The organism is Citricoccus zhacaiensis (assembly GCF_014645315.1).
GTDB classification, from domain to species: Bacteria; Actinomycetota; Actinomycetes; order Actinomycetales; family Micrococcaceae; genus Citricoccus; species Citricoccus zhacaiensis.
On sequence record NZ_BMLQ01000008.1, the window covers coordinates 91,508 to 108,663 of the forward strand.

Consider the following 17,156-nt stretch of genomic DNA (forward strand, 5'->3'; position numbering starts at 1 on the left):
TGAAACTGGGGGCCGGTGCCGGCCTGATGCCAGCTTATCCCGAATGGGGCCACGCCCTGCAGGGGGTGAACCGCCAGTGACCTGTCACGACCCGACATTCCGTGCGGGGAAAGGTACACTGGAAGGGGTGTTTCCAGCACCGATGACATCATCCCGCCCGCCTGCACCGTGAGAAGTAGATGCCCACCACCCTTGATGCCCAGTCCGCCGCGAGCCCGGCGCCCTCCAGCGCCCGTCCGGTTCACCGGAAGATCGGGTTCAAGCGGAAGGCCGCGGCCTATGTCTCGCTGACGAAGCCACGGGTGATGGAACTGCTCCTGGTCACCACGCTGCCGACGATGATCTTCGCGCAGCGGGGCTTCCCGGACGTGGTCACCATGATCGCCACCATGGTGGGCGGCGCATTGGCCGCCGGGTCCTCCGCGGCCTTCAACTGTTACATCGACCGGGACATCGACAAGCTGATGAACCGGACCAAGAAGCGTCCCCTGGTCACCGGCGAGGTCTCCCCCCGCGAGGCCCTCATCTTCGCCTGGGCCATCGGCGTGGTGTCCATCGCCATCCTGCTCTGGGGCACCAATCTGCTGGCCGCCGGCCTCGGCGTCCTGGCCATCTTCTTCTACGTGGTCATCTACAGCCTGATCCTGAAGCGCCGTACCGAGCAGAACATCGTGTGGGGAGGGATTGCCGGCTGCTTCCCGGTCCTCATCGCCTGGGCCGCGGTCCGCGAGACCGTGGAATGGCCGGCCATCGTGCTGTTCCTCATCATCTTCCTGTGGACCCCGCCGCACTACTGGCCGCTGTCCCTGAAGTACAAGCGTGACTACCAGGCCGCGGACGTGCCGATGCTCGGGGCCGTGGCCTCGGCACGCGTGGTCTCCAGCCAGGTCGTGCTCTATGCCTGGGCCACCGTGGCCTGCTCGCTGCTGCTGGTGCCGCTGGGCTGGGCCGGGATCGTCTACACGGCCGTCGCACTCGTGGCCGGCGGCTGGTTCGTCTATGAGTCCCACGTGCTCTACGCCGAGTCGCAGAAGCCGGAGTACAACGACAAGAAGGCGATGAAGGTCTTCCACCTCTCGATCACCTATCTGACCCTCGTCTTCGTGGCACTGGCCGTGGATCCCTTCGTGGGCAGCCCGCTCATGCCGGTCCCGGGCATCCCCTCCTGACCCTCCGGCTCTGAGGGCGTCAGCGGGCCGGCCGATCCAGACCAGAGCCTCTCCGGATTCCAAGACCGGCAATTCCAATCGTCCCCACTATCGCGATCGAACAGAGAAGGAACCACAGGTCCGCCGTGAATCCTCCGGCGAAGAGGATTGCCCCGTAGCCCAGAACGGCCAGGCCAGCCAGCGCCACATAGGACACGTTGATCAGCCACACTGCTGGTCGACGCGTATAGGACCCCATCACCAGCACGACCAGTGGCACGAGCATGAGTCCGCCAAAGATCAGCGCTGGGGTATCCGTGCGTTCGGGGCTGGACAGGGGAACGCAAGCGCACAGACGACCGGGAATTGCTGGGACCTCCAGAAGACCAACCACGCGACGGACACCATGGCGAAGGCCGGTAGCAACAGCCCGAGGTGATGTGCACGTGCACCAGCGTCGGTCATGCAACCTAGTGTGGCATTGGCGCGCCAGTAGGGTGAAGGCACCTGACGGCGAGCAGAGGGGTTTCAGATGTCGGTGAAGGTGTGGTCGTTGACGGCCCGTGGTGCAGTGGCGGTCTCGATGGGTGCACTCGTCCTGACGGGTTGTGGCAATGAGGCAGCACCTGGTGCGCCGGAGACCCCGTTCCCAGCCGCCACCCCGAGTGAGACGACGTCGGGCACTCCCGAATCGTCGCGGTCCTCCAGGACGGCCGCTCCCGTCGACAGCCTGGATGAGTTGTTCGAGGCCGTCGACGATCGTTTCGACTGCCCGAGTCCCTCAGATGGCTTTTCCGGGCAGGACCACTTCTTCATGGTCGATGGCGGTGAACGACTCGTGGGGCGGCAGTGTGGCGAGACCATCGTCATGGCGTGGTCCGAGGACCGAGCCCTGATCCAGGGTGCACGCGAGCTGCTGAGCTCAGCCGTGGAACCCGTACCCGTGGTGGGCACGGCGGAATGGTTCGTCGCTGACATCACCGAGGCCGGGGAGGGCGGTACAGGTGCCACGGATCACCAGGCGGCGTCCAAGGACCTGGACAGGCTCGCTGCTGAGCTGGGCGCCGACGTCGACGAGGGCTGACCGATACGGGCCTTCCGGCTAGGAACGGACGGCGGCCGGCCGGGTGCGGTAGGTGGAGACCTGCCGGTCCCAGGCGGTGGTGACGGCCCAGACGACGAGGCCGGTTCCCAGCATGTGCAGCAGGACCACGCCGATCGGCAGTCCGGTGAAGTGCTGGATGTAGCCGACGATCCCCTGGAAGGCGATCACCGCGATCAGGGCCCAGGCCGAGATTCGTTGCCGCCTCGAGGACTGCTGGCGCAAGACCACCACGAGCAGCACGAGGGCCGCGGCCGTCATGAGGTAGACGGGGAAGGCGTGCAGGCGGGTGACCACCAGTGGGTCGAAGTCATGGCGGGGCGCGTCCGCGTCGCCCCCGTGGGGTCCGGTCCCGGTCACGATGGTCCCGAGGTACAGGACCACCCAGGCAACCACGAAGATGCCGCGGGCCAGGTTGCGGGACAGAGTGGACGTCTGTCCGTCCACCACCGCCGCAGGGGCCACCGCCTGGTCCCCGTGTGCCTGACGGTGACGCCATTCAGCGCCGATCCGGTTCACCAGCAGGGTGGCGAAGCAGACCATCACCGAGGAGACGAGGAAGTGGAATGCCACCACCCAGGGGTTCAGCCCGGTCCAGACGGTGATGCCGCCCACCACGGCCTGCGCCGGGATGCAGGCCAGCATCCCCACGGAGATCCAGAAGATGCTCGGATGGGACTTGCGGAGGTTCCAGACCCACAGCAGCACCGCCAGGGCCGCCAGTCCCACCACGAAGGTCAGTAGCCGGTTGCCGAATTCGATGACGCCGTTGATTCCCATCTCCGGGGTGTTGATCCAGGAGTCGTCGGTGCACGTGGGCCACGTCGGGCAGCCGAGGCCGGAGGCGGTCAGGCGCACGGCGCCGCCGGTGACGATGATGCCGATCTCGGTCACGAGCGAGATGACGGCCAGCACCAGGGTGCCCCGGGTGATGTCCCGCGGCGTATATCGGCCGATGCCCGCATCGATGCGGCGCCACAGCCCGGGGCGGGTGGCGGAACCGCTCTGGGCGGTGGACTGGGTCGGGGTACTCACTTCAGGGTCCTTTGAACGAGACGGACGGGGATGGACGGTGGAACACTCAGCGCCATTTGAACCACTTCAAGGCGCCGACCGTGGCCAGGATGCCCCAGCCCGCCAGGACGAGGAGGGCGCCGACGTCGGGCATACCGGTGCCGAAGGCGGACCGGAGACCGTCGCCCAGCGTGGCCGAGGGCAGGAAGGAGGCGATGCCGGAGAACCAGCTGATGGCGGGGACCGGGAAGACGGCCCCGCCTACGGCGCCCAGCAGCACCCACAGCAGATTGGTGAGGGCCAGGGTGGCCTCAGGCCGCGCGGTGCCGGCGATGAGGAGCCCCAGGGCGGTGAACGAGGCCGCCCCGAGGGTGAGGATGAGGACGGCCCACGGTACCCCGGCCCAGACGGGCTGCCAGCCCAGCACGAGACCGATCCCGCCGATCACCACGACCTGGAGCAACAGGACCGCCAGGACGGCGCAGGCCTTGCCCAGGATGAGCCCGGCCGGGCCGAGAGGGGTCGTGGACAGGTAGGCCAGCACGCCATAACGGCGGTCGAATCCGGTGGCGATGCCCTGCCCGGTGAAGGCCGAGCTGAGCACGGCGAGGGCGAGCACGCCCGGCACCGCCACGTCCACGCCGCGGACCCCGGCACTGTCCATCAGTCCGGACCAGACGACGGCGAACAGGGCCATGAGGGGCAGGACGAGGGAGATCAGCAGCTGCTCGCCGTTGCGGATCGCGGTGACGGACTCATAGCGTCCCTGTGCCATGACCCGGCGGGCCAGGGAGCTGGCGTTGCCGAGCCGAGAGGGGCTGCCCTGCGGGGACACGGCCGCGGCGGTGCTGGCGGTGCTGTGAGGGGCATTCACGGGACTGCTCACGGGGCGACCTCCAGGAAGACCTCTTCGAGGGAACGGTGCAGCAGGCGCACGTCCGTGGGCATGATGCGGTGATCGCGCCACCAGCCGGCCAGGTCCGCCCAGGCGTCGGGGGAGGTCAGGCCCTCGACGCGGAACGTGCAGTCGGCCGGCGCGCTGGGGCCCTCCGCCACCAGGTGGAGTCCCGACGGGAAGGCGGCCAGCGCGTCGGCGCCCAGGGGCTGGGGGACGGAGAAGTGGACCGGGGTCGGGCCCGTGCGGTCGGTGAGCTCGGCGACTGACCCGGACCGTTCGACGGTGCCGTCCCGCAGGAGCACCACGTGGTCGGCCAGCCGTTCGGCGTCGTCGAGCAGATGCGTGGTGAGCACCACGGCCAGTCCGGCCTGCTTCAGCTCCAGGATCAGGTCGAACACCAATTGGCGGGACACGGGGTCCAGGCCGGCACTGGGTTCGTCCAGGAACACGACGCGCGGGCGGCCCGCGAGGGCGGCGGCCAGCGCCACCCGCTGCTTCTGGCCACCGGACAGGCGGCGGATGTCCCGGCCGGAGAACTCGTCGATGCCGAGGCGCTCGGTGAGGGCTGCCATGTCGGCCGGCTCCCGGTAGAGCGAGCAGATATGGCGCAGCAACCGTGCCGGGGTGGCGGACGGCGGCAGCCCACCGTCCTGGAGCATGACCCCGACCTGGCTGCGCAGGGCAGCCCCGGCATGCCAGGGGTCCTCACCCAGCAGGCGGACGGTGCCGCAATCAGGACGGTCGAGCCCCTGCGCGATGGTCAGGGTGGTGGTCTTGCCGGCACCGTTCGGCCCCAGCAGGGCGGTCACCTCTCCACTGCGAGCATGGAAGTCCACGCCCTTGAGGATGTGGAGATCTCCCCGGCGGCTACGGACGGTCTTCTGCAGTCCCTCAAGGGACACCAGGACGGAGGGTGAGGATGGCACCCATCCATGGTACCCGCGTGGACCCGTAGTTCTACGACCCGTAGAACTGCCGTGGCCAACACCACCCTCCGGCAAGGCACGCCTTACTTTCATGGTGGCCTTAATTAGGTAAACTAAGGGTTGTGTATTCCACCAGCCAACTTGACGTGCCCGCCGCGGGCCCGGTCGACGGACAGCGCGAGAGCACCCGGGACCGGGTGCTGCAGGTTGTCCTGACCCAGGGCCCGGTCAGCGCCGCCCGTGTGGGCGAGTTGCTGGGCCTGACAGCGGCCGCCGTCCGCCGCCATCTGGACGTACTATCCGAGGAAGGAGCCGTCGAGGTCAAGCTCGTCTCCGGCAACCGCGGCGCCGGTCGCCCCTCACGCCGGTACGTGGTCAGCCGCGCCGGTCAGTCCCGCCTCGGCAACGACTACCTCGAGGTCGCCGCCCAGGCCCTCCATCGGCTGAACCAGGTAGGAGGGGCGGACGCCGTCCGCTCCGTGGCCCGGGATCGCTTCGCCGCCGTCGAGGACCGCTACCGGGAGGCCATCGGCACCGCCTCGAACCTCAAGGACCGTACCGCCGCCCTGGCCCGGGTCCTGGACGAGGAGGGCTTCGCCGCCAGCGTCCGCACCGTGGGCCTGGCCGCCAACGCCGGAGGCCGGACCACCTTGAAGGCCGCGCAGATCTGCCAGGGCCATTGCCCACTCCAGGACCTGGCCGCGGACTTCCCCCAGTTCTGCGAGGAGGAGACGGAGCTCTTCGCCCGCCTGCTCGGCGTGGACGTGCGTCGGCTGTCCACCCTGCCCACCGGCGGCCACGTCTGCACCACCCACGTACCGTTGGGTCGGGATACGGGCCAGACAGATCCGACGGAGCCGTGACACGGCCCTGAAGCGGCACCGCGTGAACACCGGCCCCGCCGGACTCCACGGCTTCACACAGATTTACACCAGATCCAACAGACCATCAGCTCGATCACCAGAGAGGCAGCGATGACCGATCAGATCATCAAGGAGAACGCCGACCCGGGCGTGATCTCCGAGGTATTGGAGAAGAACCCGGAACTCAATGCGATTGGCGCCTACCAGTTCGGCTGGTCGGACCAGAACGACGCGGGCGCCAATGCCCGCCGTGGCATCAACGAGGACGTCGTCCGGGACATCTCGGCGAAGAAGAACGAGCCCGAATGGATGCTCAACCTGCGCCTGAAGGGCCTGAAGTACTTCGACCGCAAGCCCATGCCGACCTGGGGCGCCGACCTCTCCGGCATCGACTTCGATAACATCAAGTACTTCGTCCGCTCCACGGAGGGCCAGGCGAAGTCCTGGGAGGACCTGCCGGAGGACATCCGCAACACCTACGAGCGCCTCGGCATCCCCGAGGCCGAGCGTGAGCGCCTGGTCTCCGGCGTGGCCGCCCAGTACGAGTCCGAGGTCGTCTACCACCAGATCCGCGAGGACCTGGAGGAGCAGGGCGTCATCTTCCTGGACACGGACACCGGCCTGAAGGAGTACCCGGAGATCTTCAAGGAGTACTTCGGCTCCATCATCCCGGTGGGGGACAACAAGTTCGCCGCGCTGAACACCGCCACCTGGTCCGGCGGCTCCTTCGTCTACGTCCCCAAGGGCGTCCACGTGGAGATCCCGCTGCAGGCCTACTTCCGCATCAACACCGAGAACATGGGCCAGTTCGAGCGGACCCTGATCATCGCGGACGAGGACTCCTACGTCCACTACATCGAGGGCTGCACCGCCCCGATCTACAACTCGGACTCCCTGCACTCGGCCGTCGTCGAGATCGTGGTGAAGAAGAACGCCCGCGTTCGCTACACCACCATCCAGAACTGGTCCACCAACGTGTACAACCTGGTGACCAAGCGCGCGGTGGCCGAAGAGGGCGCCACCATGGAGTGGATCGACGGCAACATCGGTTCCAAGGTCACGCAGAAATACCCGGCCGTGTACCTCACCGGTGAGCACGCCAAGGGCGAGACCCTGTCCATCGCCTTCGCCGGCGCGGACCAGCACCAGGACACCGGATCCAAGATGGTGCACCTGGCCCCGAACACCTCCAGCTCGATCGTCTCCAAGTCCGTGGCCCGCTCCGGCGGTCGCGCCGCCTACCGAGGACTCGTCCAGGTGATGGAGGGTGCCAAGAACGCGGCGAACTCCGTGGTCTGTGACGCGCTGCTGGTGGACACGATCTCCCGCTCGGACACCTACCCGTACATCGACATCCGCGAGGATGATGCCACCCTCGGCCACGAGGCCACAGTCTCGCGCGTCTCCGAGGAGCAGCTCTTCTACCTGATGAGCCGCGGCATGTCCGAGACCGAGGCCATGGCCATGATCGTGCGCGGGTTCATCGAGCCCATCGCGCGCGAACTGCCCATGGAGTACGCCCTGGAACTGAACAAGCTGATCGAATTGCAGATGGAAGGATCGGTAGGCTGAGCGTGTCACAGACCGTCAACACCACTGACAACGCCTCCCCGGAGGAAATCGACGCCGACGGCGCCGGTGTGCCCGTCATCCCCGGCATGGGTGAGGAGGGCGAGAAGCTCTCCGCCACCGTGGCCGAGGCGTCCGACGCCGGCCACGCCACGCACAGCGTCCCGTCCGGTTCTCAGAAGCGCCCGGTCAAGCCCGGGTCCTCCCGTGCCGACCGCCTCTCCAGCTTCGAGTTGGCGGACTTCCCGGCCCTGACGGGCCGCGAGGAGGACTGGCGTTTCACGCCCCTGAACCGGCTGGCCGGCCTGCACCTGCCCGACGGCGACGACGCCCGCCTGACCGGTGCGGCACCTGCCGTCTCGGTCACCGAGCTGGACGGCGTCACGGTGGAGACCGTGGGCCGGGACGATGCCCGGCTGGGCACCGTCCTCACGCCGGACGACCGAGTCTCGGCTGCGGCCTGGGCCTCTTTCGAACAGGCCACCGTCGTGACCATCGGCGCCGATGTCGAGGCCACCACCCCGGTGCGCATCGACATCACCGGGACCGGCACGGCCCCGGCCGCCCAGCACCTGCTGGTGATCGCCGCGCCCAACTCGCGCGCCGACGTCGTGCTCCAGCACCGCGGCTCGGCCGTGGTCTCGCAGAACATCGAGTTCGACGTGCAGGAGGGGGCCGGTCTGAACGTCACCTCCCTGCAGTCCTGGGACGACGGGGCGGTGCATGTCTCCGCCCAGCAGGCCAGGATCGGCAAGGACGCCTCGTTCAAGCACGTGGCCGTGTCCTACGGCGGTTCCCTGGTCCGCCTGACCCCGACCTCGCGGTTGGCCGGTCAGGGCGGCGAGACCGAGATGTTCGGCCTCTACTTCGCGGACGCCGGCCAGCACCTGGAGCAGCGCCTGTTCGTGGACCACGCCGTGGCGAACTGCAAGTCCAACGTCCTGTACAAGGGCGCCCTGCAGGGCCAGGACGCGCACACCGTCTGGGTGGGCGACGTCTTGATCCGCAAGGAGGCCGAGGGCACCGACAGCTACGAGAAGAACCAGAACCTGGTCCTCTCGGAGGGCACCCGCGTGGACTCGGTCCCGAACCTGGAGATCGAGACGGGCCTCATCGACGGAGCCGGCCACGCCTCCTCCACGGCCCAGTTCGACGACGAGCAGCTGTTCTACCTGATGGCCCGTGGCATCGAGGAGAAGGACGCCCGCGAGCTCATCGTCCGCGGCTTCCTCCACGAGATCATCCAGAAGATCGGGATCGCCGACGTCGAGGAGACCCTCATCGACCAGATGGATTCCGAGCTGCAGGTGGCCAGCCTCTGATGGCGGCCGGTCAGCGCGTGTGCGCCGTCGCGGAGATCGGCGCCGAGGAGGCCAAGCGGTTCACGGTCGACGGCATCGACGTCGCCGTGGTCCGGGCCTCCGACGGCTCGCTCCATGCGGTCAATGACATCTGCTCGCACGAGGAGGTGTCCCTCTCGGACGGATTCGTCGAGGGGTGCGCCTTGGAGTGCATCGGCCACGGCTCTGCCTTCGACCTGGTCACCGGCGAGCCGAACGTGCTGCCCGCCACCGCCCCGGTCGCCGTCTACGCGCTGGCCGTGGAGGACGACTCCGTGTGGGTCGACACCGCCACCGTGCTGAACAGCGCCTCACTGAACTCGTAACCAGCCCCACCAGAACTTCCGCTGAAACCTCCCGCCGGCCGACCGGCGGAACCGCAAGGAGAACACGAATGTCTACCCTGGAAATCAAGGACCTGCACGTCTCCATCGAGACCGAGACCGGCCCCAAGGAGATCCTCAAGGGCGTCAGCCTGACCATCAACACCGGTGAGACCCACGCCATCATGGGCCCCAACGGCTCCGGCAAGTCCACCCTCGCCTCGACCATCGCCGGACACCCCCGGTACGAGGTCACCTCCGGCACCATCACCCTGGATGGGGAGGACGTCCTGGAGATGTCCGTGGATGAGCGGGCCCGGGCCGGCCTGTTCCTGGCCATGCAGTACCCGGTCGAGATCCCCGGTGTCACCATGACCAACTTCCTGCGCACCGCGAAGACCGCCATCGACGGCGAGGCACCGTCCCTGCGTCACTGGACCAAGGACGTCAAGGCGGCCATGGAGAACCTGAAGATCGATCCGTCCTTCGCGGCCCGTAACGTCAACGAGGGCTTCTCCGGTGGCGAGAAGAAGCGTGTGGAGATCCTCCAGCTCGAACTCTTCAAGCCCAAGTTCGCCGTACTGGACGAGACCGATTCCGGCCTCGACGTCGACGCCCTGCGCGTGGTCTCCGAGGGCGTCAACCGCGCCCAGGACACCGGAACCATGGGCACCCTGCTGATCACCCACTACACCCGGATCCTGCAGTACATCAAGCCGCAGTTCGTCCACGTCTTCGTGGACGGCAAGGTCGCCGAGTCCGGCGGCGCCGAACTGGCCGACCGTCTCGAGGCCGAGGGCTACGAGCGCTTCGAGACCGCTGCAGCCGGAGCCTGAGGAGTATCCCCATGACCACTGAAGCACCCCAGACCGAACTGGATGACATCCGGGAGGCCCTGCACGAGGTCATGGACCCCGAGCTGGGCGTGAACATCGTGGACCTGGGCCTGCTCTACGGCATGCACTACGCCGAGGACGGCGCCCTGATCCTGGACATGACCCTGACCACTGCGGCATGCCCCTTGACGGACATGATCGAGGAGCAGATCGGCAACGAAATCGGCACCATGGTGGACGAGTGGCGCCTGAACTGGGTCTGGATGCCGCCGTGGGGTCCCGAGCGGATCACGGATGACGGCCGTGAGCAGATGCGGGCCCTCGGCTTCAACATCTGATCCACCGTCTGACCCGATGCGTCGGAGAATCCCGGTCATCCTGAACTTTCCCGAGAATTATCAACGGGAATCCTCAGGATGGCCGGGATTCTCTTGTCTCGCCGTGGTCCCCGGGCAGCCCGCGAGCAGCCAGGGCCTCACCGGTGGCGCGGGCGTGTCCCACGGTTGCCACCAGCACCGGTCCCATGAGCCGTACCGGTCCACGCCGCAACCCGCGCGAAGCCAGGGCCTCGGCATTGCGACGGACCGCACCACCGACCCAGGGGATGGACCGGATCATCACGTTGACCGCCAGGGCCGCCGCCTCGGGGTTGACACCGACCGGGCGCAGGACGCCGAAGAACCGCTCCAGCCCGTCCAGCAGTTCCGTGCCCGGGGTGGTGATCACCAGCAACCGTGCTGCGGCCAGGGCACCGAACACCGCGGCCACCACCACGAGGGCCGGCCCGAGCGCCTCGAGGGGCGGGGCCGGCGTCGGGCCCCAGATCCCGGAGATGAAGCGCGCGATCCCGGCGAACAGCAGCAGGGGCCAGCCGCGGCGCCACGGCGCGAGGAACTCGCGGGGGAGTGAGGCCGCCAGGTAGAGGGCGAGGACCACCACCAGGGTCACACCGACCACCAGCGGCTGACGCCAGAAGACGAGGACGGCCGAGAGGGCCAGCAGCACAGCATACTTGGCCCATAGCGGGCAGCGGTGCACCGCGGTATGACCGGGCCGGTAGTCCAGCAGGTTCACAGCTGTCCCGTCCCCGTGTTCCGGCCCGTCCCCGTGTCCCGGCCGCCCCTGCGGCCTCGGCGGGCCAGGACGTCCGTGCGGTACCACTGAACGGCCTCCGGGCCGGTGGCGTCGTGGACGATGTGCCCGTCGGCGATGACGAGGCACCGGTCCGCCTGGGCGGCGAAGTCGAGGTCATGGGTGGTGAATACGACCTGCTCACACCGGCCGGATCCCGGCAGGGACAGCAGGAGCTCCTGGACCTCGAGGGTCCACTCCAGATCCAGCAGGGTGGTGGGTTCGTCGGCCACCAGAAGGACGGGGTCAGTGGCCAGTACGGAGGCCAGGGCCAGGCGCTGGCGCTGCCCGCCGGAGAGGTCGTAGATGCTGCGGTGCCCCAGGCCGCCGAGGCCGTGATCCTGCAGCAGGCGCTCGGCAGCCGCCCTTCGTTCCGGGCGGTGCCGGTGCGTGCGCCGCAGCGAAAGCTCGATGTCCTCGCCGGCGGTGGGCATCACCAGCTGGACGAGGGGGTCGGTGAAGACGAATCCCGTCCGCGCGCGGACGGCCGTGGTCTCCGCGGCCGTGTCCAGGCCGTGCACGCGCACGCTGCCCGCAGCAGGCAGGACCAGGCCGTTGAGCAGGCGAATGAGCGTCGACTTCCCCGAGCCGTTGGCCCCGATCACCGCGACCGTGGGTTCGGAGGCGACCAGGTCCACTGGGCCCAGGACGCGGACGGTGCCGGCCTCTGAACCGGCCGACTGACCGGGACCCGGCGCGGCCCCGGGGACATCCACCACGGCGGCCCGCAGCTCCAGGCCGGAGGCTGTTCCGCCGCTGCCGGGCCGGCCGGGGGTGATGCTGTCGCGGTGCTGTGTGATGGAGGACTCCACGCCGCTCAGAAACGCCGGAGGGCCAGGGCCGGGAAGGCCCGGATCACCGTGGCGGCCACGGCGGTGGCGAGCAGGTTCTTGATGACGTCACCGGGCCAGAACACCATGTCCGCCGCCAGGGCCGTCGGCAGGTCCAAGTCGAGTGCGAGCATCATCCCGCCGATGCCCATGGGGTGGATGAACACGAAGGATCCCACCATGGCCGAGAGCCAGACCAGGGCCCACCAGCCGAAGCCGATCCGTCCGGCGGCCACGTCAGCGCCCCGGGCAGCACGCTGGGCGGCGGCGGCCTGGCCACGTTTCAGGACCAGGGTCGAGAGGGCACCGGTCAAGGCGGCTGCGAAGGGAAACGCCAGCAGATAGCCGCCCGAGGGGCCGGCGAGCACACCGAAGCCGGCGTTGAAGCCGGACAGCACCGGCAGTCCCACCAGGCCCACCACCACGTACAAGGCCACGGAGAGGAAGCCGAGCCGCGCCCCGAGGATGAGCCCGGTCAGCATGACGGCGAAGGTCTGCAGGGTGATCGGCACGCCGAACCCACCCACAGGAATCGGCGGGAGCATGGCGCACACGGCGATCAGGGCGGCGAAGACGCCGGCGAGCGCCACCTGCGCGGGAACGGCCAGTGGCTTGCGGCCGGCAACGGGAACGGACTGGCTCACGGTGGACTCCTCGGAGGCGATGGGATGGTGGTGGAATGGCGGTGGAATGGTGATGCAGGTGGTGGGCATCCCGGTTTGGACGGCGACGGTAGACTTGGCGGGTTCCGCCAGCCCTGCCGGACAGTCTATTCACCTCAAGGAGTCCCTCCCGTGCTTGCCGTCACAGACCTCGAACTTCGCGTGGGGGCCCGGCTGCTCATGGACGGGGTCACCTTCAAGGTGGACAAGGGGGACAAGGTCGGCCTGGTCGGGCGCAATGGTGCCGGCAAGACCACCCTGACGAAGGTCCTGGCCGGCGGCGGCCTCCCTGCCGGGGGCAATGTGACCCGTCGCGGCACGGTCGGCTACCTCCCCCAGGATCCCAAGGTCGAGGACATGGACCAGACGGCGCGGGACCGCATCCTCTCAGCCCGGTCACTGGACCAGATCATCCGCCGCATGCGCCAGGCGGAGGACGATATGGCCAATGCAGATGACGCGATCCGCGAGAAGGCCATGAACCGCTACGGCCGGCTCGAAGCGGAATTCACGACGTCGGGCGGGTACGCCGCGGAGTCGGAGGCCGCCACGATCTGTGCGAACCTCGGCCTGCCGGACCGCATCCTCGACCAGCCCCTGCACACCCTCTCGGGCGGCCAGCGGCGCCGCGTGGAACTGGCGCGGATCCTCTTCTCCGACGCTGACATCTTGCTCCTGGACGAGCCCACCAACCACCTGGACCACGACTCGATCGTGTGGCTGCGTGACTTCCTCAAGGCGTACCCGGGCGGCTTCATCGTCATCAGCCACGACGTGGACCTCATGGAGATGACCGTGAACAAGGTGCTGTACCTGGATGCCAACCGCCAGGTGATCGACACGTACAACATGGGCTGGAAGAACTACCTGCTGCAGCGTGAACAGGACCAGGCCCGCCGCAAGCGTGAGTACTCCAATGCCGAGAAGAAGGCCACGCACCTGATGGAGCAGGCCAACAAGATGCGCGCCAAGGCGACGAAGGCGGTGGCCGCTCAGAGCATGATCAAGCGGGCCGAACGCATGATGAAGGGGCTGGAGGGGGAGCGGGCCGCAGACAAGGTCGCCGCGATCCGCTTCCCGGAGCCCGCCAAGTGCGGCAAGACCCCTCTCAAGGCGGAGGACCTCTCCAAGTCCTATGGATCCCTGGAGATCTTCTCCGGGGTGGACCTGGCGATCGACCGCGGTTCCCGCGTGGTGATCCTCGGGTTCAACGGGGCCGGAAAGACCACCCTGCTGCGGATGCTCGCCGGAGTGGACCAGCCGGACACCGGCGAGGTCATCGCCGGGCACGGGCTCAAGCTCGGCTACTACGCCCAGGAGCATGAGACCTTGGACACCGACCGCTCCGTACTGGAGAACATGAAGACCGCCGCTCCGGACCTGGCGGACACCGAGGTGCGCAACGTCCTCGGCTCGTTCCTGTTCCAGGGCGACGACGTGGCCAAGCCGGCCGGTGTGCTCTCCGGCGGTGAGAAGACCCGGCTGGCCCTGGCCACCCTCGTGGCCTCCAGCGCCAACGTCCTGTTGCTGGACGAGCCGACCAACAACCTGGATCCGGCCTCACGCCAGGAGATCCTCAACGCCCTGCGCACCTATGAGGGCGCCGTGGTGCTGGTGACTCACGATGAGGGAGCCGTGGAGGCCCTCGACCCGGAGCGGGTGGTGCTGCTGCCGGACGGCGTGGAGGACCACTGGAACAGCACCTACCAGGACCTCATCACCCTGGCCTGAGTGCTTGCGCGCCCTGTGACTCCGCCCTACCGGCGGGCCTCCGCCTCGTCCAGCAATGCGTCCTCGGCCTCCTCGTCGGTGAGCTGACCGTTGCGGCGCCGGACCGGCTTGCGCTTCGGGGCGCGGTAGGCGGACAGGTAGCCCTGCTCCTCGGTCAATCCCAGTTCGCGGTCGTCACGGTCGTTCACGGCCCGCTGCCGGCCCATGTAGCCCCACACGATGAAGCTCATCAGTCCGAAGAGGAACCACTGGAGTGAGTAGGACAGGTGCGGCCCCTCATCCAGGGTTGGCGGCACCAGGGTTTGGGGTCGGCTCACCGGAGCGGGGTCCTCCTCGACCATCTCGCCATAGGCGGTGTCCGAGAGCGGATAGCCGACGGACTCTTCGAGGGCGACCAGGTCGATCGAGGCCAACTGCCCTTCCGGGGCGTCCCGCTCGAGAGTGGGCTCGCCGGGCCTGGTGCGGACCACCACGGTGGCCTCGCCCTCGGGGGGTGCGGGGACGACGTCGGGCCAGCCGGCGGTGTTGCCGATGGGCAGCCACCCGCGGTTGACCGCGATGATGTCCCCGGTGTCTGCCTGGAACGGGACGATGACCTCGTATCCGGGCTTGCCGGCCTTCGGGCGATTGCGCACGATCTGGGTGTCCTCCGCCAGGTACTCGCCGGTCATCTCCACCGGGGTCCATTCGCGGGGGGCCTCGAACGCCGTGAAGAGGTCCTCGTTGCCGGCCAGCGGAACGGGCGCGTCGTCGTAGTTCTCCAGGACCTTGTTGATCTCGGTGACGGCCTCCATGCGGCGGTCCATCTGCCATTGGCCGAGCAGGGCGCAGGCCACGGAGAAGATGGCGCAGAATGCCAGCCCGCCGAGCCACTGGGGGGATAGCAGGAAACGGAAGTCGAGCCGGGCACGTTTCTGTCCCGGACGGCCGGAACCGGCCTGCGGGCTGCTCTCGGAAGGCTCGGATCGCCCGGCATTCCCGGCACGCTGGTCTGGGCCTGGGCCTGGGCCTGGGCCTGTGCCGGTGACGCGGTCGTTGTTCGTCTGGGTCATGAATCCTTCTCGCGGGTGTCAGTACCGTTGGATGCCAGGGGCAGTACGTCCCTCAACAGTCCGCGGGACTGCAGGTAGTCGGCCAGCCAGTGCTGATGGTCCTCGCAGGCCAGCCACGTCTTGCGCCGCTCGGGGGCGTGGATCCGAGGGTTGTTCCATTCCAGGCGCCAGGCCGCCAGGTGCCCGCAGCCCTTGCGGGAGCAGACCTGCTGGTCCGCCGCTGAGGCGCTGCGCGCCTCGGTTCCCGACGACGGCCGGCCAGCGGGTGCGGACGGCGCCGGTGCCGGATTGGTGCCGTCCAGGGCACCGAGGAGGTCATCGTGGCTCATGCGGCCCTGTCGTCGTGCTCGTGATGCGTCCCGTGCTGATTCTGCGGACCCTCTGGGTCAGGCAGGTCATGCGGGTCACGCAGGTTGCTCTCCGGTCTCGGGCCGCCGTCCACGGTCTCACCCAGGAGGGTCTCGGGGCCGGCGGTCAGCTCGAGCCGGGTGCCGAGCTGCGGGGTGCCCGCAGGCGCCGGAGGAACCGCGTCCAGCACCTGACCGTTGGACACGGCTCCGTTGTTGGCCAGCATCACGGCGATGTAGGGCAACACGATGGCCGCGATGAAGAGCACGATCTGCACCCAGCCGGTGGTGAAGAAGGCCCCGACGAAACAGGCCGTCCGGATTCCCATCTGCCACGCGTAGCGGACGAATCGGGCGTCCCGGTCCACGTGTCCGGCCTCCGGGGCACTGGTGATGCGCTGGACATAGTCATCACGGCCCGCGTGCCCGGCCTGCGGGCCGGTCTGGACGTGACGGGTGGACATGGGGCTCTCCTGCAATACTGTGCGCTGGCACGGCGACCGTCCAGCGGGGTTTCGGTTCCGTCCATTGTCCCACTTTCCGCCCTAGAGTGGATGACCGGAGAAGTGATCTGACATACCGCACTGATCGCACGACAGACCAGTTCCAGGAGGACCCCGATGGCCGAGGCCAGCAACGTTTCCACCCCCACTCCGGATTCCCCGGACGCCCCGGCTGCCGGCCGCAGCGTCCTCGTCACCGGCGGCAACCGGGGCATCGGCCTCGCCATCGCCCAGGCGTTCCGGGCCAACGGGGACAAGGTCGCCGTGACCTCCCGCTCTGGCGAGGCGCCGGACGGCCTGTTCGCCGTGCAGGCCGATGTCACGGACGCCGAGTCCGTGGACCGGGCCTTCACCGAGGTCGAGGAGGCACACGGCCCCGTCGAGGTCCTCGTCGCCAACGCCGGGATCACCCAGGACCAGCTGCTGCTGCGTATGAGCGAGGAGGACTTCTCCGCGGTCATCGACACCAACCTCACCGGATCATTCCGTGTCCTCAAGCGCGCGTCGAAGGGCATGATCCGGAAGAAGAAGGGCCGCGTGGTGCTGATCTCCTCGGTGGTCGGCCTCATGGGGTCACCGGGTCAGATCAATTACGCCTCGTCCAAGGCCGGTCTGGTCGGCATGGCCCGGTCGCTGACCCGCGAACTCGGATCCCGCAACATCACGGCGAACGTGGTGGCCCCGGGCTACATCGACACCGAGATGACCCAGTCCCTGGGGGAGGACCTGCAGAAGCAGTACCGGTCCCAGATCCCCGCGGGCCGCTTCGCCGAGCCCGCCGAGGTCGCCAACGTGGTGCGATGGCTCGCCTCGGACGAGGCCTCGTACATCTCCGGGGCCGTCATCCCCGTGGACGGCGGACTCGGGATGGGACACTGATT

Annotated in this window: 19 protein-coding genes; 10 read left to right on the forward strand and 9 right to left on the reverse strand. The window is 68.3% G+C overall.

The features are described from left to right. Positions 1-179 precede the first annotated feature (179 nt). The gene (locus tag IEX49_RS13315) at positions 180-1,169 is read left to right on the forward strand and encodes a heme o synthase (protein ID WP_188806652.1); all 990 of its coding nucleotides are present in this window, start codon (positions 180-182) and stop codon (positions 1,167-1,169) included. Positions 1,170-1,680: 511 nt separating this feature from the next. Beyond that, positions 1,681-2,232: a hypothetical protein gene (locus tag IEX49_RS13320; protein ID WP_188806653.1), complete on the forward strand. Its 552-nt coding sequence runs from the start codon at positions 1,681-1,683 to the stop codon at positions 2,230-2,232. Positions 2,233-2,250: 18 nt separating this feature from the next. Here IEX49_RS13320 and IEX49_RS13325 read toward each other — a convergent pair whose 3' ends face one another. The 3 genes from IEX49_RS13325 to IEX49_RS13335 form a co-directional block, all read right to left on the reverse strand. Continuing rightward, positions 2,251-3,285: a COX15/CtaA family protein gene (locus tag IEX49_RS13325; RefSeq protein WP_188806654.1), complete on the reverse strand. Its 1,035-nt coding sequence runs from the start codon at positions 3,283-3,285 to the stop codon at positions 2,251-2,253. Positions 3,286-3,331: 46 nt separating this feature from the next. Then, positions 3,332-4,039, reverse strand: a complete 708-nt coding sequence (locus tag IEX49_RS13330) for an ABC transporter permease (RefSeq protein WP_188806724.1) — start codon at positions 4,037-4,039, stop codon at positions 3,332-3,334. Between the two features lie 107 nt (positions 4,040-4,146). Next, positions 4,147-5,088 carry an ABC transporter ATP-binding protein gene (locus tag IEX49_RS13335; protein ID WP_229672670.1) on the reverse strand — a complete coding sequence of 314 codons (942 nt, stop codon included), beginning with the start codon at positions 5,086-5,088 and terminating at the stop codon, positions 4,147-4,149. Positions 5,089-5,210: 122 nt separating this feature from the next. Here IEX49_RS13335 and IEX49_RS13340 point away from each other — a divergent pair, with 122 nt between their 5' ends. The 6 genes from IEX49_RS13340 to IEX49_RS13365 all read left to right on the forward strand — a co-directional run bounded on the left by IEX49_RS13340 (position 5,211) and on the right by IEX49_RS13365 (position 10,357). Further along, positions 5,211-5,951: a helix-turn-helix transcriptional regulator gene (locus tag IEX49_RS13340; protein WP_188806656.1), complete on the forward strand. Its 741-nt coding sequence runs from the start codon at positions 5,211-5,213 to the stop codon at positions 5,949-5,951. A gap of 111 nt (positions 5,952-6,062) precedes the next feature. Next, positions 6,063-7,523, forward strand: a complete 1,461-nt coding sequence (sufB, locus tag IEX49_RS13345) for a Fe-S cluster assembly protein SufB (RefSeq protein ID WP_229672671.1) — start codon at positions 6,063-6,065, stop codon at positions 7,521-7,523. 2 nt (positions 7,524-7,525) lie between these two features. Then, positions 7,526-8,842, forward strand: coding sequence for a Fe-S cluster assembly protein SufD (gene sufD / locus IEX49_RS13350; RefSeq protein WP_229672672.1), 1,317 nt, complete (start codon positions 7,526-7,528; stop codon positions 8,840-8,842). Further along, a complete protein-coding gene (locus tag IEX49_RS13355; protein WP_159550956.1) occupies positions 8,842-9,186 on the forward strand; it encodes a non-heme iron oxygenase ferredoxin subunit in 345 nt (114 codons plus the stop codon). The genes sufD and IEX49_RS13355 overlap by 1 nt, the downstream gene beginning before the upstream one ends. A gap of 68 nt (positions 9,187-9,254) precedes the next feature. Then, entirely contained in the window at positions 9,255-10,019 is a 765-nt protein-coding gene (gene sufC / locus IEX49_RS13360; protein WP_188806657.1) for a Fe-S cluster assembly ATPase SufC, read from the forward strand. 11 nt (positions 10,020-10,030) lie between these two features. Then, positions 10,031-10,357, forward strand: a complete 327-nt coding sequence (locus tag IEX49_RS13365) for a metal-sulfur cluster assembly factor (protein WP_188806658.1) — start codon at positions 10,031-10,033, stop codon at positions 10,355-10,357. Between the two features lie 73 nt (positions 10,358-10,430). Here the strand turns inward: IEX49_RS13365 and IEX49_RS13370 are convergent, their stop codons facing one another. From IEX49_RS13370 to IEX49_RS13380, 3 genes are all read right to left on the reverse strand, one after another. After that, entirely contained in the window at positions 10,431-11,093 is a 663-nt protein-coding gene (locus IEX49_RS13370) for a CbiQ family ECF transporter T component (RefSeq protein ID WP_188806659.1), read from the reverse strand. Continuing rightward, on the reverse strand, positions 11,090-11,887 hold the full coding sequence (locus IEX49_RS13375) for an energy-coupling factor ABC transporter ATP-binding protein (protein ID WP_373286739.1): 798 nt from the start codon (positions 11,885-11,887) through the stop codon (positions 11,090-11,092). The genes IEX49_RS13370 and IEX49_RS13375 overlap by 4 nt, the downstream gene beginning before the upstream one ends. 80 nt (positions 11,888-11,967) lie before the next feature. After that, positions 11,968-12,624 (reverse strand): biotin transporter BioY, encoded by a 657-nt coding sequence (locus tag IEX49_RS13380; protein ID WP_188806660.1) that lies wholly within the window; start codon positions 12,622-12,624, stop codon positions 11,968-11,970. 150 nt (positions 12,625-12,774) lie between these two features. On the opposite strand from IEX49_RS13380, the gene abc-f reads away from it, so the two are divergent. Beyond that, on the forward strand, positions 12,775-14,373 hold the full coding sequence (gene abc-f / locus IEX49_RS13385; RefSeq protein ID WP_188806661.1) for a ribosomal protection-like ABC-F family protein: 1,599 nt from the start codon (positions 12,775-12,777) through the stop codon (positions 14,371-14,373). A gap of 26 nt (positions 14,374-14,399) precedes the next feature. Here the strand turns inward: abc-f and IEX49_RS13390 are convergent, their stop codons facing one another. From IEX49_RS13390 to IEX49_RS13400, 3 genes are read right to left on the reverse strand one after another with little or no spacing between them, the layout of a single operon-like run. After that, entirely contained in the window at positions 14,400-15,425 is a 1,026-nt protein-coding gene (locus IEX49_RS13390; protein ID WP_188806662.1) for an SURF1 family cytochrome oxidase biogenesis protein, read from the reverse strand. Next, entirely contained in the window at positions 15,422-15,754 is a 333-nt protein-coding gene (locus IEX49_RS13395) for a hypothetical protein (RefSeq protein WP_188806663.1), read from the reverse strand. Before IEX49_RS13395 ends, IEX49_RS13390 begins: the two co-directional genes overlap by 4 nt. Beyond that, complete coding sequence (locus IEX49_RS13400) at positions 15,751-16,236, reverse strand: DUF3099 domain-containing protein (protein WP_188806664.1); 486 nt, start codon at positions 16,234-16,236, stop codon at positions 15,751-15,753. Before IEX49_RS13400 ends, IEX49_RS13395 begins: the two co-directional genes overlap by 4 nt. A gap of 156 nt (positions 16,237-16,392) precedes the next feature. Here IEX49_RS13400 and fabG point away from each other — a divergent pair, with 156 nt between their 5' ends. Next, the gene (gene fabG, locus IEX49_RS13405) at positions 16,393-17,154 is read left to right on the forward strand and encodes a 3-oxoacyl-[acyl-carrier-protein] reductase (RefSeq protein WP_188806665.1); all 762 of its coding nucleotides are present in this window, start codon (positions 16,393-16,395) and stop codon (positions 17,152-17,154) included. Positions 17,155-17,156: the final 2 nt, after the last annotated feature.